Source organism: Streptomyces sp. LMG1-1-1.1, assembly GCF_040815545.1.
Classification (GTDB): domain Bacteria; phylum Actinomycetota; class Actinomycetes; order Streptomycetales; family Streptomycetaceae; genus Streptomyces.
On the sequence record NZ_JBFPNH010000032.1, the window covers coordinates 129,974 to 150,492 of the forward strand.

Below are 20,519 nucleotides of genomic sequence, written 5' to 3' on the forward strand. Positions count from 1 at the left end.
TGGGGGGCCGACGTGATCCGACCGGTGCACTGTCGCCGGGCGGGGACTCATGGGACACAGCCCGGCACCCGGCTCAGGGTCCGGGGAGGATACGGCGCGTTTCGTAGGCCCACATCGCGATCTCGACCCGGTTGCGGGCGCCGACTTTGGCCATCAGGCTGGCCAGGTGCGTCTTCACCGTGCTGAGGCTGATGTGCAGCGCATCGGCGATCTCGGTGTTGGTCAGCCCGCGAGCGACGGCGAGGAGCACCTGCTCCTCGCGGGCGGTGACGGGGGAGACCGGCTGGGCCACGGGCCGGCCGGCGGGCAGGTCCGCGAATGCCTGGAGCAGACGGACGGTGACGCTGGGCGCGATGAGCGCCTCACCGTCGGACGCCGACCGTACGGCCTGCGCCAGAAGGTCCGGTCCCGTGTCCTTGAGGAGGAATCCGCGGGCGCCGGCACGCAGGGAGCCGTAGACGTACTCGTCCAGGTCGAACGTGGTGATGACGACCACGGCCAGCGGGTCGGCGACGCCCGGGCCGGCGACCAACCGGGTGGCCTCGAGCCCGTCGAGTACGGGCATGCGGATGTCGAACAGGCAGACGTCGGGGCGCCGTTCGCGGGCCAGATATACCGCTTCCTGTCCGTCGGCGGCCTCGCCGACCACCTCGATGCCGGGCTGGGCGTTCAGCATGATCCGCAACCCGGTGCGGATGATCGTCTGGTCGTCAGCGACGAGGACGCGAATGGACACCGCTCTCGGTCCTCACTCTCGGCAGTTCGGCTTCGACATGCCAGCCCCGGTCGGTCCCCGGGCCGACTCGTAGTGTGCCGCCGAGCAGGGTCGCGCGCTCGCGCAGGCCGGTGAGTCCGTATCCGTCGCGGCCCCGGCCGGTGCGCCGGCCGTCGTCGCGCACGCTCACCCGTACCGTGTGCCGTTCCGCGGCGACCCGAACGACGAGCTCGGTCGCGTCGACCGCATGGCGCAGCGCGTTGGTCACCGACTCCTGCACGATCCGGTAGACGGCCGCGTCCACGGCCGGGGGCAGCGCGTCCAGTTCGCCGTCGAGCCCCAGGTCGACCCTGAGGCGACCACCCGGGGTGCGCACCAGGCGCTCCAGATCCGCGACTCCGGCAGGGGGCGCCAGCTCGGCGCCGACCCCGCGGTCGCGCAGCGCGGCGACCATGGCGCGCATTTCCTCCAGCGTGCGCGCCCCTTCCTCCTCGACCCCCTCCAGCGCCTCGACGGCGGCGGACGGGTCGGTGCCCGCGAGCACCCGGCCCGCCTGGGCGATGATCACCATGGCCGACACGTGGTGGGCCACCGTGTCGTGCAGTTCCCGGGCGAGCTGCTCGCGCTCGCGGGAGCGCACCTGCTCCAACTGCCGCTCGCGAGCGGTCACCCGGAACCGCACGGCAGCCCCGACCACGCCGGGCAGCAGCAGGAAGACGAAGCCGACGACGTTCTCGCCGACCGGGGTCTCGTCCGTGACGGAACACAGCGCGCTGGCCCCGAGGATCACCGCGCCGCCCAGCACGATCTCGCGTCCCGATCCCCACCGGGGCAGCGCGTACACCAGCACGACCACGACCGTGCTGGTGTACAGGCCGACGGACTCGCGCGGTGCGGCGACCAGCGAGGCCAGCTGGAGCAGGATCACCGAGCCGAACGCCAGCGTGACCATCGCCAGGGGGCGGGTCCGGCGCCACAGGAGCAGCAGGCACAGCCATACGGTGAACACCACCGCCACCGGCCGCCACACGACGTTCTCGCGCAGGGTGGCCTCCAGCGCCACACCGGCCAGGCCCGCGGCGAGCAGCGCCCAGTCCCGCCGCACCCGGGCGGGCGCGTCGGGCGGCCGGGGTTCGGTCCACAGGTTTCGCACGTCGTCTCGGAGCACGGTTCTCAGCCTAGGGGCAGCGGCGTGCCGCGCATCGGCCGAAAGGACGGGTCGTCACTCCGCCCTGGGGCCGACGGATCCGCGGCCCGCGGGCCGATGCCGCGGAGCGCCGTGGCGGCGAGCCTCTGTATCGGAGGCCGTACACGGACGGCCGACGAGGTGGTTGGAGGACCCGATGCTCTCGAAAGCCCTGTTGCGCCTGGGCGCAAGCGCCGCCCGCCATCCCTGGCGGGTGATCGCGGCATGGCTGATCGCCGCCACGCTCGTCGTGCTCGCCGCCGTCGCCTTCGGCGGGCGGACCGCGGACTCGATGACCGCTCCGGGACTGGACTCCCAGCGGGCCGCGGAACTGATCGAGCGGGCCGGCACCGGACAGGAGGGGATGACCGCCCAAGTGGTCGTCACCCCCGTCGACGCAGGTGCGACGTTCTTCGACGACGACGGCGCGCGCACCGCTCTCACGCGGCTGCGGGCCGAGGTGAAGCGGCTGCCGCACGTGCTCGGTACGAGCGACCCGGCCGGGGCGCTCGACGCGGGCGGGGACACCGCCGTGCGCGGCGGCCTCGTTTCGGCCGACGGGCGGATCGCGGTCGTCCGGGTGCAGTACCCCGACCAGAGCCGGCTGTCGGCCGAAGACCTCGACGCCCTCGTCGATCTCGGCGACCGGCTGCGCGCCGAGCTGCCCCTGCGCGTCGAGATGGGCGGGAACCTCTTCTACGCCTTCTCCGACCCCGACGGCGGCGCGAGCGAGCTGATCGGCCTCCTCGCCGCGGCCGCGATCCTGTTCCTGGCGTTCGGTTCACTCGTCGCCGCCGCGCTGCCGATCGGCATGGCGGTCTTCGGGCTGACCGTCGGGGTCGCCACGATGACGGTCCTGGCGGGGGTGACGGACGTCCCGACCTTCGCCCCCGTCCTGGGCAGCATGGTCGGGCTCGGAGTGGGCATCGACTACGCGCTGTTCGTGCTCGCCAGGCACCGGGAGTACCTCGCGTGCGGGCTCGATCCGCAGGCGGCGGCCGGAAGAGCGGTGGCAACGGCGGGGCGGCCGGTGGTCTTCGCCGGCGGCACCGTCGTCGTGTCGATCCTCGGCCTCGCGGTCGCGAACGTGCCGTTCATGACGGTGGGCGGGGTTGCCGTCTCGATCGTCGTCCTGACGATGGTGCTCGCGTCGGTGACGCTGCTGCCGGCCTTCCTCGGCGCGGCGGGCCCGCGGCTGGGCCGGGCCGGCCGGATCGGCCGGGCACTTCGGGCCGGGCGGTCGGGCCGCCTCGGCCGACGGCGGGACACGGCGGCGGGCGAAGCCCACGCCGCCGGTTGGCGGCGCTGGATCGGGCACGTCAGCCGGCACCCGGTGCCGTACGCGATCGGCGCGGCGGGGCTGCTGCTGACCGCGACGCTGCCCGTGCTCGGCCTGCGCGTCGGCCTGCCCGACGACGGCTCACTGCCCCACAGCCGTACCGAGCGCCGGGCCTACGACCTCGTCGCCGAGGGGTTCGGCCCGGGCACCAACGGTCCCCTCGTCATCGCCGCGGACCCCGCCGGTGATCCGGGAGTGCTGGACCGACTCGTCGCGGCGGTCGCGGCGGATCCGGGCATCGCATCCGTCGCGCCGACGCACGTCGACCGGGCCACCGGCATCGCGACCCTCGTGGTGTTCCCGACCACCAGCCCTCAGGACAAGGCCACGGCCGACACCATCGCCCGGCTGCGCACCGACGTGCTGCCCACGGCGATCGGGCACGGCCCGGCCAGAGCCCACGTCGGCGGCGCCGCCGCGAGCCTGTCCGATGTGGGCCGACGCACCAGCCAACGCCTGCCGATGTTCGTCGCCGCCGTGCTGGCGATGTCGTTCCTGCTGCTGATGCTGATCTTCCGCTCGATGCTCGTACCCCTCAAGGCGGTACTGCTGAATCTGCTGAGCATCGGCGCGGCCTACGGCATCATGGTCGCGGTCTTCCAGTGGGGCTGGGGAGGCGCACTGATCGGGCTGGAAGCGACGGTTCCGATCGTGTCGTTCATCCCGATGTTCCTCTTCGCCATCCTGTTCGGCCTGTCGATGGACTACGAGGTGTTCCTCCTCTCCCGCGTACGCGAGGAGTACCTGCGCACCGGCGACAACGGCACGGCGATCGTCGAGGGCGTCTCGCGCACCGCCCGGATCATCACCTCGGCCGCCCTCATCATGGTGGCGGTCTTCCTGTCCTTCGCCGTCGCCGACGACCCCTCCACCAAGATGTTCGGGCTCGGCCTGGCCACCGCGATCTTCATCGACGCCACGGTCGTCCGCATGGTGCTGGTACCGGCGACCATGACACTCCTCGGCCGGACCAACTGGTGGCTGCCGAAGTGGCTGGACCGGCTGCTTCCCCGCGGCCCGGTCGGCACCGACGACACCGGCGCGGAACCCGCGGGCGAGGCCCCGCGTCCACGGCTGGCTGACCGTTGACTCCCCTCCTGCCCGCGCCCGCCCATGGCCTCCGGCACCTCGTGAGATGAGTGTGCCCGTTTCGCTCCTCGAGGCCGCTCCCTTCGGCCTGGCGCCGAGTTGTTCGTGAAGGTGGGCGGGATCGTCGCGGGGACGGCGTCAGCGTGCCAGCCGGTCGAGCGCGGCGAGCACCGGTGCGACGCCGTCCTCCAGGGCCAGGCGGTCGGCCAGCGCGCGGGCGCGGGCGGCGTGCGAGCCGTCCCGCGTCGCCCGGCGCAGGGCCTCGGCCAGGGACCCGGAGGTGAGACGTCGCAGCGGGAGGACCGCGGGAGCGGTGCCCAGCGCGGTCAGTCGGGAGGCCCAGAAGGCCGCGTCGAACTGGACCGGCATCGGGACGGTGGGCACGCCGGCTCGCAGGACGGCGCCGGTCGTGCCCGCGCCCGCGTGGTGGACGACGGCGGCAGTCCGGGGGAAGAGCAGGGAATGCGGCACCTCGTCGACGGTCAGGATGTCGTCGCCGTGGGCACCCAGCCCCGCCCAGCCCCGCTGGACGATCCCGCGCACGTTCGCCGCGCGCAGCGCGGTGACGATCTCGCGGCTGACCCGCTCGGGATCGGGGACGGTGGCGCTGCCCAGTCCGACGAAGACCGGTGGAGGCCCGGCGGCGAGGAAGTCCTCCAGCTCTGGCGACAGCTGCCCGGTCTCGTGCGGCCACCAGTACCCGGACACTTCGAGAGGGGCGGGCCAGTCCCGGGGCCGGGGGACGACGAGCTCGCTGTATCCGTGCAGCACCGGTCGCGGCCGCCGGGACCGGCCCGCCGTCGCCAGTCCGTGCCGTCGCCGCAGTGACCGTACGGCGTCGGAGAACATCAGCTCCACCGACGCCATGACGAACCGTCCGCTCAGCCGGTTCCCCACCGGGCCCAGGGACCGCACCCCCAGGACCGGAGCGGGAAACTCCGCGGTCGGATGCAGCGGTTGGAGGTGCAGCCCCAGCGCGGGCACCGACAGACCCTCGGCGAGCGCGTACCCGAGCGGCCCCAGAGCCCCGCCGACCAGCAGGACCTCGCCCTCCCGCGCCGCCTCCACCAGGGCCGCCGTCATCTCGTCGACCGCGCCACGGGCCATGTACGCCAGCCGTACGAGCTTCCCCGCACCGGTCCTCGCGTCGTGCAGCCGCCGGCCCCGCGCGGAGTGCAGTTCCGCACGGGGATCGACGGGCAGCGGACGGAACCGCACCCCCGACCCCGCCACCAGCGGCTCGAACACCGCGTGCGTCGCCAGCGTCACCTCGTGCCCGGCCCGTACGAGACCGGCACCCAGACCCGTGTACGGCGCGACGTCGCCCCGCGAACCCGCCGTCATCATCACGATGCGCACGCCGCCAGTCTGCCCCACCCGGACGCACCACCACCGTAGGACCGGAAACCGGGGGCGCGCCCACCGTCCGTCAGGCTCAGGCGGCGGGGGCCCTGAAGCGGCAGTTCGTGGAGATGGGCGAGGTGGTCGTGCCGTCGGTGGTGCGGACGCGCCGGCCGTAGGCGTGGCCCCGGATCAGCCGGAGCGACTCTGCCGGCCGCGTCGGGGCGGCGACCGCCCGGCGCGCTACCCACGATCGCCGCCCCGCCTGGCACGGGCGGCGCCCCGTCTCGTGGGGCCCCGCCCTCAGGTAGGAGGGGGTGCCGTCAGAAGTGGTCCTGTCCGATCGGGAGGCGCTGCGGGAGGGGCGGCAGCGGGAGCGGGGTGGAGCGGCCGGTGTGATCGGGCGGGGTTCGGCAGGTGAGGTCGGCGGCGGGCAGGCGGCCCGTGGTGAGGTAGGCGGTGGCGGTCGCGTCGGCGCAGGATCCCAGTCCGTAGACGCCGTGGCCCTGGCCGCCGAGGACGGTGACCATGCGGGACCCCTTCAGGGCCCGGTGCAGTCCCCGGCCACTGGCCAGGGGTGTTTGGGAGTCCCACTCGTTCTGCAGGACGAGGGCGGCGACGGAGTTGTTCACCCTGGTGGCGGGTTCGGAGCCGTCCCGCCAGAACGCGCACGGCTTGATGCTCGACGCGAAGTCCCCGTACAGCGGGTACCTCGCCTTGTCGCGGGTGGCGTCGCGCCGGTACCGCTCCGGGTCATGCGGCCAGGCGCGGGTGTCCGCGCAGACCACGGACCAGAAGGCCGCGTCCATGTTGTCCGCCGGGACGGCGGGCTCGTCGGCCGGTGCGTCGGCGGCGCGGGCGGAGTGCGGCGGTACGGGGGCGAGCGGCGTACCGCTCCGTGCCGGCGCCGGAGTCCGGCCCTCGGCGGCGTCCTTGAGCCGCACGACCGTCTCGGCGGCGTACGCCACGTCGAAGAACACGGCCCGCGACCCGAGCCGGATGTCGTCGCCGGACAGGGCGACGCCGTCGAGCACGATCGGCTCGCGGTCCGCACGGGCGACCAGCGCCCAGTACGTCGCACCGACTTCGGCAGGGGTGGCGCCGAGCCCGTACGTCGCGTTCCGCTCCGCCGCCCAGGCGGTCCACCGCGTGAACGCCGGTTCCGCCCCCTCGGCCCATATCCGGATCATGCCGCGCCAGATCCGCTCCGGGTCGACCGCGCTGTCGAGCACGAACCGGTCGGCGCCCTTCGGGAACATCTGCGTGTAGACGGCTCCCAGATACGTTCCGTAGGAATAGCCGAGGTACGAGATCTTCTTCTCGCCGAGCACCTCACGGATGACATCCATGTCCCGTGCGGTGTTGCGGGTGGTGAGGTGCGGCAGGACGGCGCCGTTCCGCGCCCGGCACTTCTCCGCGACGGTCCGCGCCCACTGGACGTCCTTCCGGAACGTCTCCGCCTTGTACGGGCGTTGCCACGCCCTCTCGTCGTCGTTCAGCCCGCAGCTCACCGGGGCGCTCCGGCCGACACCCCGGGGGTCGAAGCCGATCAGGTCGTACCGCTTCTTCACGTCGTCGGACAGCATCGGCGCCATCCAGAGCGGCATGTCGAGGCCCGATCCGCCGGGCCCGCCGGGGTTCAGGAGCAGCACACCGCGCCGGTCACGGGCGCTGGTCGCCTTCGTCCGCGACACGGCGACGTCGAGTGTGCGTCCGTTCGGACGGGCGTAGTCGAGGGGCACCTCGACCGTCGCGCACTCGTACTCCGCCGGCCCTCCGGCGTCACAGGGACTCCAGCGCGGCTTCTGCCGCCCGTAGCGGGCGAGCGGGTCGACGGAAGGCGTGACGCCGGTCGCGGTGGCGGTCCGGGGCGCCGGTCCGGCCGCCGATGCCACGGCGGGGGTGAGCACAGGGAGGAGCGTCGCGATGGCGCCGAGGGCCAAGGCGGGCACTGTTCGTCTGCTTCGCACGGTGATGGAGATCCTCGCGTGAGGTGGACGGTCGGTCCCAAGCAGCCTTTCTCATAAGGGACTTGTCCGAATCCCCCCGAAGGACGGCATCATCTCCACCCAAGGGAGGACCCGACCTCGACCGCTGCCGCCGCATGCCTCCCCAGGGGTGAACCCGCGGGCCGGCAGCCGCCCGGGCGGCGTCGGGAGGCGTCGGGAGGCGTCAGGCGGGCTTGCGTAGGGCATGGGAGAGGCGTTCGCCGAGTGCGCGGTCCATGGCAGGTGCGGAGTCGATGCCCATGGCGGCCGCCAGGTCGCGCACGTGGAGGTCGGCCAGGGCCTCGGTGAGTTCGGCGAACGCGGCCGCGGCGGTCCGGCCGCGATGGAGGCCCGCGGCGACGGCGGTGATCCCGACGAGGGCGGCGGGCCACCACCACACGCCGAGCAGCAGGTATCCCGCGCCCCAGGCGCTCAGCCGGGCCGCCGCGCTGAACCGTACGCGGGCGGCGTGCAGTTCGGCGCGTGTGCCGTCGGCGGCGAGGAGCCAGAGGTGGGGCCAGGCCGCAGCCAGGTCCAGGCGGTACACGCGCCAGAGCCGTTGGCCGGGTGCGGCCAGCCGGTCGCCCATGGCGAAGGGATGGCGAGGCGCGGCGGCGGCGATGCGGTCGCGGGCGGCGAAGTGGCTCTCCGCGAGGCCGGCGAGCCGGTCGGCGTCGTCCGCCCCGGCGATGCGGGCCCGACCGGCGGTGACCAGTGCGGCGCGGAACGCGGCGTCGGCGGCGCGCCAGGTGCGCAGCCGGCGGGCGGCGAGGCGGCGCAGCAGGGGCCCGCGGGGTTCGGCGCACCAGAGGAGTTCCACTCCGGCGCCGAGGGTCTGGGCTGCCGTGCCGATCGCGGCCGCGGCGAGCAGCACTCCCAGGGCGACGAGGGCGATGGTTCCCGCGCTCCGGGACGCGGGGGAAGCGGCCAGCGTGTCGAGCCAGGTCCGCAACTTTCCCATGTCGGACCAGTGTTCGTGGCCGAGCACCGTCGCCGTGGTCGCGGCGGCGATGAAGAGCAGTCCGGGCAGGGCCAGCAGCGTCAGCCACCGCTCGGCGATGCGGCCCCCCAGTGCGCTGAGGAAGGCGCCGGTCACCGGAGGGGCACCACGTTCAGCGGACCGTCGATGATGCCGCAGGCGGGCGGGTCGGGGGCGTCCGCGTCGGGGGCCTCCACGCGTCCGCATCGGCCTGTGGGACACGCGAGCACGTACAGGGCGGGATGCCCGGGGCCGGCCACCGGCAGGCTCTGGAAGCCGGGAACGGAGGGCGGGGGCGTCGTGCGGTACGAGCCGAGCCCGGCGCTGTGTCCCGCGGCCAGCAGCAGCTCTTCCAACTCGTCCAGTCGCTCGCCGAGTTGCTCGGGCGAACGGCCGTCGCGCAGGGCGGCGACGATGGCCTCGACGAGCCGCGCCCCCGGCTCGCCCAGCGCGCCGAGGTCCGGCGAGCGGTCGGTGAGCCGGCGGCAGAGTTCACCGAGCCGCGCATCGCCCGGGTCCGCCCCGTCGGTCGTGTTCGCCACGCTCCCGCTCCCCCTCGGACGCCGGTTGCCGCTTCGTGCCGATTGTAGGGGCGGACCTCGGCGATCCGAGGGCTTCTTGGCTATCGTGAACACGGGCCGGGCCGTGGAAGTCGCGCGGAGGACGCGCGGTCCTGGGCGGCGTCAACCGGGGGTGGTCGTGGTCAGCGCGGCGGATGCGACAGCAGCCGGAGGAGTCGGCGGACGGCCCGGCGCCGATCAACTGCTGCTGCTCCACCTGAGGACGGGCGACCGCGAGGTGCTCGACGAGGCCATCCGCTCGTACTGCCGGGAACTCGCGGCCACGGAGCCCGGCGACGCGTCCGTGCCGGGCCGCGCCGGCAATCTCCTGATCGCCCTGCACCGCCGTTGGCAACTGACGGGCGACGCGGACGATTTGGCCGCGGTCATCGCCTTCGGCCACGAGCGGGTGCCGGCCGAGCGGTTGTCCGCCGGGCAGTCGCGCCCCGGGCAGTTGCCCGTCGAGCGTTTATCCGCCGGACAGTTGCTCCCCGGGCATTTGTCAGCCGATCGCGTCCGCCCCCAGGACGTGGTCCTCCTCGCCTTGGCGTACCGTCAGCGCTTCGACCTCCACGGGCATGCCGACGATCTCGACCGGGCGGTCGAGCTGTTCGATCGCGCCGCGGACCTGCCGCAGGACGCCACGACCGGCGCGCGGACGCTGGCCTCGCTGGCCGAGGCCCTGCAGGTGCGGCAGAGGAGCGGCGGCCACGGCGGCGAGGGCTCCGGGACGTCCGACGGGGCGGACATCGCGCGGGCGATCCGTACCCTGCGGGACGCACTGGAGATCCTGCCGCCCGGCTCCCCCGACCGGCCCGGCTACCGCACCAACCTCGCCACGGCGCTGCACAGCTCCTATCTGCACGGCGGCAACACAGCGGCCCTGCAGGAAGCCCTGGCCATGTGGCGGGCCGCGCTGCGCGAGAGCCCGCCGGGCAGCGCGGTACGCCCGCTGGTGCTGGCGAACCTCTCCCAGGGCCTTCGGCAGTGGCACGATCACCACACCGACGACGCGCACCGCGCGGAGATGCTGGAGGTGCACCGCACCGCCCTGGCCGAGACACCCGCCGGCCACCCGCACCGTCCCGAGCGGCTCGCCGGTCTGGGCGTCGCCCTGCGTCTGGCCGCCGAGGACGACGGTGACCCCGGCCTGCTGCGCGAGTCCGCGCGGCTGCTGCGCGAGGCCCTGCCGCTGTACGCCGCCGACGCCCCCGAGCGGGCCACCAGGATGAACAGCCTCGGCAACACCCTGCATCGGCTCGCCCAGGCGACCGGGGACGCGGCAGTGCTCGACGAGGCGATCGCCGTGCTGCGGGCCGCCCTGGCGCGGCAGCGGCCGGGCACCGGCCCGTACGCCGACACCCTGGCGAACCTCGCCGTGACGTTGCGGGAGCGGGCCCTGCAGACGGACGACCTGGACTCCCTGAGGGAAGCCACCCTGCTTGCCCGCGACGCGCTCGACGCGACGCCGGCCTCCGCCGCCGCGCAGGTCGTGCGCCTCGCCAACCTCGGTGTGGTGCTCCAGAGTTGGCACGGCGCGACCGGGGACACGGGCGCCGCGGACGAGGCCGTCACCGCGGCCCGTCGCGCACTGGCACTGGCCCCACGGGCAGGCGTGGTCCGCGCGGACCGGTTGAACCACCTGGCCAACGCCCTGCGCGCCCGGTTCGACGGGAGCGCCGACACAGCGGACCTGGACGAGGCGATCGTCCTCCTGGAGGAGGCCGCCGAGCAGGTGCCGTACGGCGATCCGACGCTGGCACTCGTACTGTCGAACGTCGGATCGGCCCGGCTGACGATGCATCACCACAGCCCCCGCGAGGGGCTCCTGGAGCAGGCGGTGAGCGATCTGGGCCGGGCCGTCTGGGCCGTTCCGGAGGGCGGTTCGACGCACGGCTCCTTCCTGCGGTCGTACGGCGACGCGCTGCGTGCCCTCCACCACCGGGACGGCGACCCGGGCGTGCTGCGGGCCGCCGAGGACGCCTACCGGCAGGCCGCCGGTACGAAGGCCATGCCCGCCTACGAGCGGGTTCTGGCGGCCTGGGACTGGGGAGCGGCCGCGGCGGCAGGACTCCGCTGGGACGAGGCGGTGCGCGGTCATGAAGCAGCCCTGGGACTGCTGCCGTTCGCCGCGTCCGGCCGGTTGGCCCGCGGCGACCAGGAGCGCGGCCTGTCCCGGGTGCGGGGTCTCGCCGCCGAGGCCGCGGCGTGCGCGGTCAACGCGGGGCGGCCGGAACACGCGGTGGTGCTCCTGGAGCAGGGCCGGGGCGTCCTGCTGAGCCGGGCCATGGCCACCCGGGACGGGATCGGACGGCTGCGGGGAGCTCATCCGGGCCTCGCCGAGCGGTTCACCTCGCTCCGTGACCGGCTCGACGCGCTGGAGGCCGCCGACGCGGCGGAGACGGCCCTGGGGCGGCTGTCGCCCGGTACCGCGGACCGGCGGCACACGCTGGCGAGCCGCCTGGAAGAGCTGGTGGCCGAGATCCGCGGGGCACCGGGCTTCGCCGATTTCCTCGCCGCGCCGGACGAGGACGCGCTGCTCGCGTGCGCGGCGGACGGCCCGGTGGTGCTCGCCTACTGCAGCGGCTACCGCAGTGACGCCTTGGTCCTGCGTCCGGGGGGCGTCCTCCTCGTATCGCTGCCGCGGGCCACGCCGGACGCGGTCGGCGCACAGGCGGACCGGCTTCGGCAGGCGCTCGCCGACGCGAGGGACCCGGCCCGCGACAAGGCCGCCCAGCGGACCGTCGCCGAGGTGCTGGCATGGACGTGGGACCACGTGACCGGTCCGGTGCTCGACCGGCTCGGGCTGTCCGGCGCTCCTCGGGCGGACGGCGGGCTGCCCCGGCTGTGGTGGTCGCCGGGCGGCACGCTGGCCGCCCTGCCGCTGCACGCGGCCGGTCACCACGGCGACAGCACCGACACCGCGCCGCGGCGGGCGGACGAGTTGGGGCCGCGAACGGTCATGGACCGTGTGGTCTCCTCCTACACGCCCACCGTCAGGGCTCTCCAGTACGCCCGTGACCGGGCCGCCGTCCCTTCGCCGTCCGGCCGGCTCCTCGCCGTCGCCCTGCCACAAACCCCGGGAGCGCGGCCGCTCGGCGGGGCGTTACGCGAGGTGGAGGCGCTGCGCGCGCTGCTGCCGACCGATGTGCTGTGCGGGGAGGGGGCCACGTTCGACCAGGTCATGGCCGCCCTGCCGGACCACTCCTGCGTCCACTTCGCCTGCCACGGGGTCAGTGACCCCGCGGACCCGTCGGCGGGCCGGCTGCTGGTACACGACCATGCGACACGGCCGCTGACGGTCCGAGAGATCGCCCGTCTCGACCTGCCTGCCGCGCGACTCGCGGTGCTCTCGGCCTGCGAGACGGCGCGCGCCGACGGGGACCTCGCCGACGAGGCCATCCACATCACCTCCGCCTTCCAGCTCGCGGGATATCCCCACGCCGTCGGCACGCTCTGGCCGGTGCACGACGCCGTGGCCGTCCGCGTCACCCGCCTCCTCTACCGCGGGCTGCGCACCGGCGACGGCGACGGCGGTCCTGCCCTGGACCACGGCCGGACGGCGACCGCACTGCACCAGGCGGTCCGGGAGTGCCGCACCGCGTTCGCCGCCAGCCCGAGCCTGTGGGCCGCCCACGTACACGCGGGTGCCTGAGGGCGCTCGTACGAACCGTCCGGACCGTACGCACACAAGGAGATGGTCACGATGAGCCGGTGGTGGCGCAGGACGCCTCGGGAGGACGCGGAGAGCGGCGCGGACGTCACGGCGGGATCGTCAGGAGCCGGCCGGGAACAGGAGCAGAATCAGGTACGGCGACAGGAGCCGGAGCAGGCGTACCCGCAGGAACAGGAGCCGGAACAGGAGCCGGAACAGGAGCGGGAGGGGCGGGCCTGGCGGCCGGTCGGCGGACGCATCACCGTCACGGAGGTGACGGAGGGCGGCCCGCAGAACGAGATCGCGCAGGTCGAGATCTCCCCCGAGGAGTGGCACACCCTGCGCGCCCGTGCCGTCGTCGCACGGCTGGGCGCCGAGCATCCGGAGGCGCTCGACGCGGTGCGCGAGCTGGCCCGGGTCCTCGCGTCGACCCCCGGGCGCGGGGAGGAGGCGGTGACGTTCTACCAGCAGGTGGCCCGAGGCCAGTGGACCGTCCTGGGACCCCGTCACGAGGAGACGCTGCGCACCTCCGCCGAACTCGCCGACGTGCTCCACCGGACCGGACAGCTGCAACTCGCCGAATCTGCTTGGCGCGACACCTTCCGCAGCCAGTCGGAGACCCTGGGACGCGACCACCCCGACACGCTGCGCAGCGCGGCGGGGCTGGCCACCGTCCTGGAGGACCTGAGGCGCGCGCCCGAGGCCGAACCGCTGCAGCGGGACGTGTGGGAGCGGCGCACCAAGCTGCTCGGGCCCGATCATCCCGACGTGCTGAGCGCCGCCAACTCGCACGCCTCGTCGCTGATCAAGTGCGGCCGCCACAAGGAGTCCGAGCGGGCGCTGCGCGGCCTGGTGCCCCGACTGGAGCAGCGCTACGGGCCCGACCACGAGCGCACCGCGGCGGCCCGGGCCAATCTCGGTGCCGTACTCGTCCGGCTGAACCGCCACAGCGAGGCGGAGGGTCACCTCCGCGCCGTCATCCGGTCCTTCGAGGCGACCTTCGGTCCGCGCCACGAGAGCACCTTCACCGCGCGCAACAACCTGGCTGCCGTCCTGCACGCCATGGGGCGCGAAGAGGACGCCGTCCCCGTCCTGCGGGACGTCCTGGCGGGCCGGGCGGCCCTGCAGGGCGAGGACCACCCGAACACCGTGTCGACCCGGGACAACCTCGCGAACGTCCTGATCGACGTGGGACAGCACGCCGAGGCCGCCGCGCTCCTCGATCGCTGCGTCCGCGACTACCGGCGCATCTACGGGCCGGGACACCCCCGCGAGCGGGCCGCCGAGGAGAAGCTGGCCTGGCTACGGGAGGAATCCCGCTGAGGCGACACCGGGCGGCCGGGCCCTCCATGGCCGGGGTGCCACCCGGCGCGTCCGTCGTTCAGTCGCAGCAATCGCAGCAGCACTTGCACGGGTTGCAGCAACCGCCGCCTCCGCCGCAGCCGTCGCCCGATCCGCCGCCGGAGCCACCGGAGCCGCCGAAGCCGTTCCCGCCACCCGAACCACCGGACGAACCGCCGGAGTTGCCGCCGCCGCGGCCGCCGAACCAGCCGTCACCGCCGGAGCCGTCCCGGCCGGATCCGTCCCGGCCGGAACCTTCCCGGCCGGAACCGCCGTCGCGGTTGCCGTCGCCGAACTGGATGGGCTCGCCGTCGTCCTGGCCGCCGTCGTCGTCGCAGCGGCAGCAGTTGTAGCACAACCGGCAGTCGCCGCACAGGCGCCCCCACTCGTGACACCGGCGGCACTGCCCCTCCGGCCGGCCGGAGGCCATCGCCCCACCCTCCGGGGCCGTGCCCGAGAGCGCCCCGACGCCGCACGTCGTGCCCGTGCCGGCCTCGGAGGCCGTCTCCGTGGCCGTACGGCGTCCCAGCCAGGGCAGCATGCGCGGGGCCCGCGCCTGGCGGCGGTGCTGGTGATGACGGCGGCGGGGGTCGAAGACCCGGTCGACGGCGCGCTCCAACTCGCCGCCGAGGAGCGCCCGTACCAGCCGCGCGTCGACGAACTCAGCGTCGGACAGGGCGAGTCGGATTCCATGGACGGCGTCGTCGCACAGCCGGCGCACCTCGGCACGGTCCGCGCCGGTGACGGCGATCGGGTTCCACGCTCCAGACGCCCGATCCGCGTCCAGGTCCTCCACCGCGTCCAGCAGGTGCGCCAGTCGGCCGAACAGGCGACCGGCCTCCGTGAGCGGTTCGGTGTTGCCCGGCCGGTCCGTGAGCACCGCGGTGTACGCGAAGGCGGCCGCGGTCGCCGTCTCCGTGGGCTCCGTGACCGTCAGCAGCGACCCGCCGGGCCCGGTCGACCGCTCGACCTCCGGCTGGCGTCCGACCGCTTCGAGCAGCACCGCGGTGTCGAAGCCGAGCCGGTCGCCGCCCGCGGCGCCCGCGCGGTCCCAGCCGTGGGCGATCCGGCGTGCCGCCAGCGCCACCGGGCGGCGCCCCACCAGGCCGTCGCCGTCGGCCACATGGTCACGTATCTTCGCCGCGGCCAGCACCAGCGACACCGTCGCGGCCAGCCGCGCGCCCTCGCCCTGCGCGACGTCCGCCGACCGCATCCCGCGCAGCGGGCACGGACCGGCACCCCGGCGCCAGTCCCCCGTCCGCTCCGACTGCGCTTCGGTCAGCACCGAGACGATCAGGCCGTCGTAGTTGGTGGCCACCCTGGCGAACTGCCCGTACTCGCTGCGCAGCGCCAGGCACAGCCCGCACAGATGCGCCATCCACTCGCTGCGCAGGCCCTCGCCCAGGCGATGGCGGCACGGCCTGATGATTCCGAACACCGAAGTTCTCCCCCGTAGAAACTGCTCCCCGCGCGCATCCGGCCGGAAGGCTCACGGACGCACGACGGCACATGAGGCACGACGGCACACGCGGTTCGACCGCACGTGACACCGACCGCACGTGACGCCTACCGCACGTGACATCGACGCGCGGCCGACATCCTAGAGGGTGCCCGCCCCACCGGCCGTTCCCGGAGAAGAGCACGCCGGGCGGCCGGCGGTGTCAGGGGCGTCCGCGCCACTGGAGGACCGTGAGGGCGGTGCCGACCTCGATGGTGTGCTCGGCGAGGGGGCGCGGGAGGAGCCGGTCGGCGCGGGCCAGTCGGCGGAGCAGGGTGTTGCGGTGGGTGAACAGCCGGGCGGCGGCCCGGGTGGCGTTGCACTGCTCGGCGATGAAGACGCGCAGCGTCTCGGTGATCTCGGGTGGTGCGGTCTCCAGGTCGCCGAGGGTGCGGGTGACGAACCGGTCGGCGCGTTCGGGGTCGGCGGTGAGCAGGGCGACGAGTTCGACCTCGTGGTGGAAGGCAAGCCGTGAGGGCGAGGTGAGACGCGTGAGCATCTGCTGGGTGGTCAGGGCGTCGAGGTGACTGCGGCGGAACCCGTCGACGCCCGGCGCGGTGGATCCGATCGCGACCCGCACGTCCGGCAGTTCGTCCAGTGCGGCGCGCACCCGGTCGCCGTCGGGTCGACCGTGCACCCACAGCCAGCGGGTGGCGGCGCCGGCGATGACGCTCAGCGGGCGCAGCTGGCCGGCGGCCCCGGCGAGCGCGTCCGCGGCCCGGTCGAGCCCGCTCAGGTCGGCGTCGGGGGCGACGGTCCACACGATCGCGGCGGTGTGTGTCGCGTGCAGCCGGTAGCCCAGCAGGCTCTCGGCGCGCTCCCGCGTGATCGGCGCCCCCTCGAGCAGCAGGGCGACGGCCTCCCTGCGCTCCGCGTGGGTGCCGCGGGTGAGCTCGTCCCGCTCGACGCGCATGCGGGCCGAGATCGCGCCCACGGTGTCGTCCACGAAGGCGGCAATGGAGCGCAGGGACACGTCGAGGAGTTCGGAGAGCTCCTGCGGATCGCTGGTGAGCGAGCAGGCGATCTGCGTCCACATCCGTACGGCGACGCTTTCGCCGACCCGGTAGGCGTCCAGGGCGGACTCGTCCAGGCCGCGCCGGATCATGTCCCGGGCGACGGCCAGGGGCGCCTCCGTGTCGTTGGCCGGGACCGGCTCGCCCGGTGCTCGGACGTTGGAGGCCGCCCAGAACAGCAGGTTGGAGCGGTTGGTCCGGCGCGTTCCGGCGGCCAGCACGGGATCGTCGGCGATCTGCCCCCTGGCCCCGCCGGCCAGGGTCGCCGCGTCCAGCTCGGCGAGCCAGTCGTCCGAGGGGTTGAGCGCGATCTCGGCACCCCGGCGGATCAGTTCCCGCACTCGGGGAGAAGGCGGCTGCCACGACATCCCCTCATCGTACGGGTGCAGATCGCCACACAGGCCGCCAGGGACGGGGCAGTTTGCACATTGCCGCCCGGTGGTGCCGGCAGCAGCATGGACGCACCGCCCCTCCGACACCGCCGGGAGCCGCCCGTGTCCACGTCCCCTGCCAGGTCCGCCGTCGAGCACCTCGACGTCCTCGTCGTCGGAGCCGGGATCTCGGGCATCGGTGCCGCCCGGTACCTGAAGACGGAGCTGCCGTCGAAGAGCTTCGCGATCCTCGAAGCCCGCCGGGCCTCCGGCGGGACCTGGGACCTGTTCCGCTACCCGGGCATCCGGTCGGACTCGGACCTGCACACCTTCGGCTACGAGTTCAAGCCCTGGCGCGACGAGCAGTCCATCGCCGACGCGCCCCGGATCCTGGCCTACCTGCGGGAGGCGGCCGCCGAGAGCGGTCTGGACGCGCACACCAGGTACCACCACAAGGTGCTCGGCGCGTCCTGGTCGACCGACCGGGCACGGTGGACCGTCGAGGTCGAACGCACCGACACCGGCGAGCGCACCACGCTGACCTGCGGCTGGCTGTTCTGCGCGGGCGGCTACTACCGCTACGACGAGGGCTTCACTCCGCGGTTCGAGGGCGTGGAACGCTTCCGGGGCACGCTCGTGCACCCGCAGCACTGGCCGGAGCGCCTGGACTACGCGGGCAAGCGCGTGGTGGTCATCGGCAGCGGGGCGACCGCCGTCACCGTCGTACCGGCGATGGCGGACACCGCCGCGCACGTGACCATGCTCCAGCGCACCCCGACCTACGTCCTGCCGGTGCCGCGCGCCGACCTGATCGCCAACACGCTGAAGAAGTACCTCGGGCAGCGGCGCGGCTACGCGCTGACCGGGCGCAAGAACATCGTCCAGCAGCGCCTGATCTGGAGCTTCTGCCAGAGGTTCCCGAAGGCGGCGCGGCGTCTGATCCGCTGGATCAACACCCGCCAGCTGCCCGCCGGTTACCCCGTCGACCTGCACTTCAACCCGCCGTACGACCCGTGGGACCAGCGCCTGTGCGCCGTCCCCGACGGGGACCTGTTCCGGGCGATCCGCGACGGTCGGGCCTCGGTCGTCACCGACCGCATCGCCGGCTTCACCGAGCAGGGCGTCCTGCTGGAGTCCGGCCGGGAGCTTGCGGCGGACGTCGTCGTCACGGCGACCGGGCTGAACGTGCAGGCGCTGGGCGGCATCCGCCTCACCGTCGACGGCCGGGAGGTGCGGCCGGCCGACACCCTCGCGTACAAGGGCATGATGCTGTCCGGCGTGCCGAACTTCGCCTTCGCGATCGGCTACACCAACTCCTCCTGGACGCTGAAGGTCGGCCTGCTCTGCGAGCACTTCTGCCGACTCCTTGCCCACCTCGACGCCCACGGGTACGACACCTGCCGACCCGAGCCGGCGGACCCCGGGATGGCGACCCGTCCGTTCCTCGACTTCGGGGCCGGCTACGTCCGGCGCGCCGTGGACTCGCTCCCCCGCCAGGGGGACCGCATGCCGTGGCTGACCTCGATGGACTACCGCGACGACGTCAGACTGCTGCGGTCCGGCGGCGTCGCCGACCCGGAACTGCGCTTTTCCCGGTCCGCCGCCCGCGCGGAGGTGACGACGTGACCGGCGCGGGCGCGGGGCGGGGGCCGGGGCGGGGCGGGAGACTGCGACTACCACTACGAACAGGAGCACGACTGCGGTGTCAGTCGGCTGAAGTATTCTTCCCGCCACCGCACACCGACCGGGAGGACCAAGAGAATTGTCTGGCCTGTCTGCTTTCCCGCTGCCCTTTCATGCTTCTCGTTCCCTGCCGTTCGCGACGCCTCGGACGCTGCGGGAACTTCAGATCATGCGGTGCAGCGCGCACATTCGGGCGAAGCCGGGATGGTTCGACAAGATGCGCGATGCCGACATCGTGGCCCGGTGGACGCGGGAAGCGGTGGCCCAGGGCCTCACCGAAGCGCAGGTTCGCTACGTGCTTTCCGAACTCGCGCATTACGCCGCGCTGCGGGACGAGCGAACCGGCATCGAGGTGTCCGCCGTCGACGGGGTGTGGCAGTCGGACACGCTCGTCGACGAGAAGCTCGGGTCCCGCCTCCGCGAGGCGGTACGGGTCCTGGAAGAGGTCCCGGAAGCGGAGCAGGACTGGCATCCCGGATCCGACGGCCAGGTCCTGGATCTCGTTCACCCCTCACTGTTCTGCCTGGTGAGGGAGGTGAGCGGTGCGCCCGAGCGGGCGTGGAAGAACCCGACGAACCAGTACTCGCGGTACGAGTTCTCGGAGAAGTTCCAGTGGCTGCCGACGGACGTCGACGTCAGCGACGACGGCGAAGTCGCCTTCCGTTCGTACGTGAACAACGTCCACCCCGAGAAGCACCACGAACTGGCCTCCGTGCTGCCGGAGTTGTTCGCGTGCATGCGTCCGCTGCTGGAGAACGTACTCACCGATCTGCGCCATCCGCGGCCTCCGCGGATCCAGGCGGACCCCTACGGCTGGTACGGCCCGCAGCCGGAGTACCCGAACAGGTCGTCCTACAGCGACGACGAGGCGTTCGCGGAGGCCCGTCGCGCATGGGACCGGGCCCAGGACGACTGGTGGGAGAACCGCCGCCCGGTCGTCCCGGACGCCCCGGCCTTCACCCCGCCCGAGTCACCCGACGCATCCGCCCGGGTCGACCTGCGCGGCCGGCGACTCCAGGTCATCGTCAAGCTCGCCACCCTTCATCTCACCCCGGACAAGCCCGAGTACGCCGGCGGTTCCTGGCACGTCGAGGGAATGCTGAACGAGCGGATCGTCTCGACCGCGCTCTACTACTGGGACAGCGAGAACATCACCGAGAGCCGTCTGAGCTTCCGGTCGGCGCTCGACGACCCGGACTACGAACAGAACGACGACGACGGTCTGCGCGAGGTCTACGGCCTGGAGGACGAGGACGCGCTGAACCAGATGCTCGGGTCGGCATCGACCCCGGCGGGCCGCTGCCTCGCGTTCCCGAACGTCCTGCAACACCGCGTCGACCCGTTCCGCCTCACGGACCCAACCCGCCCGGGCCATCGCAAGATCCTCGCTTTCTTCCTGGTCGACCCGTCGGAGACGATCGTCTCGACATCCGACGTGCCACCGCAGCAGCCCTGGGCGGAATCCTCGACCATGACGCTCGAGCAGGCCGAGAGCTTCCGCGAACAGCTCATGCAGGAGCGCAAGTTCTTCGTCGACGAACACAACGAGCAGCTCTACGAGCGCGAGTTCTCCCTCTGCGAGCACTGACCGCCCGCCGGTTCATCACTCCGCGACGAAGCCTGACCGGCGACGCTCCCGCGGCAGGGCGACAGGGTGGCGGGGCGGCGGAGTCGGGGCCGACAGGTCACGCCCTTCCCGTCCTGCCGCACCCTTCACCTGCGCATCAAGCGTCCCTGTCGGGCCTTTGCCGTGACATCTTC

13 protein-coding genes are annotated in these 20,519 nt (G+C 73.6%); 5 read left to right on the forward strand and 8 right to left on the reverse strand.

The window, feature by feature from the left end:
- Window positions 1-73 precede the first annotated feature (73 nt).
- Together MRBLMG1_RS18850 and MRBLMG1_RS18855 are read right to left on the reverse strand one after the other, a co-directional pair.
- The gene (locus tag MRBLMG1_RS18850) at window positions 74-736 is read right to left on the reverse strand and encodes a response regulator (RefSeq protein ID WP_367825223.1); all 663 of its coding nucleotides are present in this window, start codon (window positions 734-736) and stop codon (window positions 74-76) included.
- Window positions 711-1,883, reverse strand: coding sequence for a sensor histidine kinase (locus MRBLMG1_RS18855; protein ID WP_367825224.1), 1,173 nt, complete (start codon window positions 1,881-1,883; stop codon window positions 711-713). The genes MRBLMG1_RS18850 and MRBLMG1_RS18855 overlap by 26 nt, the downstream gene beginning before the upstream one ends.
- Window positions 1,884-2,058: 175 nt before the next feature.
- Here MRBLMG1_RS18855 and MRBLMG1_RS18860 point away from each other — a divergent pair, with 175 nt between their 5' ends.
- A complete protein-coding gene (locus tag MRBLMG1_RS18860) occupies window positions 2,059-4,329 on the forward strand; it encodes an MMPL family transporter (RefSeq protein WP_367825225.1) in 2,271 nt (756 codons plus the stop codon).
- Window positions 4,330-4,467: 138 nt separating this feature from the next.
- On the opposite strand, the gene MRBLMG1_RS18865 is transcribed toward MRBLMG1_RS18860, so the two are convergent.
- The 4 genes from MRBLMG1_RS18865 to MRBLMG1_RS18880 form a co-directional block, all read right to left on the reverse strand.
- Entirely contained in the window at window positions 4,468-5,673 is a 1,206-nt protein-coding gene (locus MRBLMG1_RS18865) for a glycosyltransferase (RefSeq protein WP_367825411.1), read from the reverse strand.
- Between the two features lie 320 nt (window positions 5,674-5,993).
- Entirely contained in the window at window positions 5,994-7,640 is a 1,647-nt protein-coding gene (locus tag MRBLMG1_RS18870) for an alpha/beta hydrolase (protein ID WP_367825226.1), read from the reverse strand.
- Window positions 7,641-7,842: 202 nt separating this feature from the next.
- Window positions 7,843-8,754 carry a hypothetical protein gene (locus tag MRBLMG1_RS18875; RefSeq protein ID WP_367825227.1) on the reverse strand — a complete coding sequence of 304 codons (912 nt, stop codon included), beginning with the start codon at window positions 8,752-8,754 and terminating at the stop codon, window positions 7,843-7,845.
- Window positions 8,751-9,179, reverse strand: a complete 429-nt coding sequence (locus MRBLMG1_RS18880) for a hypothetical protein (protein WP_367825228.1) — start codon at window positions 9,177-9,179, stop codon at window positions 8,751-8,753. Before MRBLMG1_RS18880 ends, MRBLMG1_RS18875 begins: the two co-directional genes overlap by 4 nt.
- 157 nt (window positions 9,180-9,336) lie before the next feature.
- Here MRBLMG1_RS18880 and MRBLMG1_RS18885 point away from each other — a divergent pair, with 157 nt between their 5' ends.
- The gene (locus tag MRBLMG1_RS18885; protein ID WP_367825229.1) at window positions 9,337-12,852 is read left to right on the forward strand and encodes a CHAT domain-containing protein; all 3,516 of its coding nucleotides are present in this window, start codon (window positions 9,337-9,339) and stop codon (window positions 12,850-12,852) included.
- Between the two features lie 51 nt (window positions 12,853-12,903).
- On the forward strand, window positions 12,904-14,175 hold the full coding sequence (locus MRBLMG1_RS18890) for a tetratricopeptide repeat protein (protein WP_367825230.1): 1,272 nt from the start codon (window positions 12,904-12,906) through the stop codon (window positions 14,173-14,175).
- Between the two features lie 58 nt (window positions 14,176-14,233).
- Here MRBLMG1_RS18890 and MRBLMG1_RS18895 read toward each other — a convergent pair whose 3' ends face one another.
- Window positions 14,234-15,631 carry a DUF5685 family protein gene (locus MRBLMG1_RS18895; protein WP_367825231.1) on the reverse strand — a complete coding sequence of 466 codons (1,398 nt, stop codon included), beginning with the start codon at window positions 15,629-15,631 and terminating at the stop codon, window positions 14,234-14,236.
- Between the two features lie 223 nt (window positions 15,632-15,854).
- Entirely contained in the window at window positions 15,855-17,072 is a 1,218-nt protein-coding gene (locus tag MRBLMG1_RS18900) for a PucR family transcriptional regulator (protein WP_367825232.1), read from the reverse strand.
- Between the two features lie 87 nt (window positions 17,073-17,159).
- Between MRBLMG1_RS18900 and MRBLMG1_RS18905 the strand changes: the two genes are divergently transcribed.
- Both MRBLMG1_RS18905 and MRBLMG1_RS18910 read left to right on the forward strand, forming a co-directional pair.
- The gene (locus MRBLMG1_RS18905; RefSeq protein ID WP_414721606.1) at window positions 17,160-18,701 is read left to right on the forward strand and encodes a flavin-containing monooxygenase; all 1,542 of its coding nucleotides are present in this window, start codon (window positions 17,160-17,162) and stop codon (window positions 18,699-18,701) included.
- Window positions 18,702-18,837: 136 nt separating this feature from the next.
- Window positions 18,838-20,346 carry a DUF4246 domain-containing protein gene (locus MRBLMG1_RS18910; RefSeq protein WP_367825234.1) on the forward strand — a complete coding sequence of 503 codons (1,509 nt, stop codon included), beginning with the start codon at window positions 18,838-18,840 and terminating at the stop codon, window positions 20,344-20,346.
- Window positions 20,347-20,519 lie beyond the last annotated feature (173 nt).

Coding starts and splice junctions, on each gene's coding strand:
- MRBLMG1_RS18860 (WP_367825225.1), top strand. CDS start 2,059: ATGCTCTCGAAAGCCCTGTTGCGCCTGGGCGCAAGCGCCGCCCGCCAT.
- MRBLMG1_RS18865 (WP_367825411.1), bottom strand. CDS start 5,673: ATGACGGCGGGTTCGCGGGGCGACGTCGCGCCGTACACGGGTCTGGGT.
- MRBLMG1_RS18890 (WP_367825230.1), top strand. CDS start 12,904: ATGAGCCGGTGGTGGCGCAGGACGCCTCGGGAGGACGCGGAGAGCGGC.
- MRBLMG1_RS18900 (WP_367825232.1), bottom strand. CDS start 17,072: ATGTCGTGGCAGCCGCCTTCTCCCCGAGTGCGGGAACTGATCCGCCGG.
- MRBLMG1_RS18905 (WP_414721606.1), top strand. CDS start 17,160: ATGGACGCACCGCCCCTCCGACACCGCCGGGAGCCGCCCGTGTCCACG.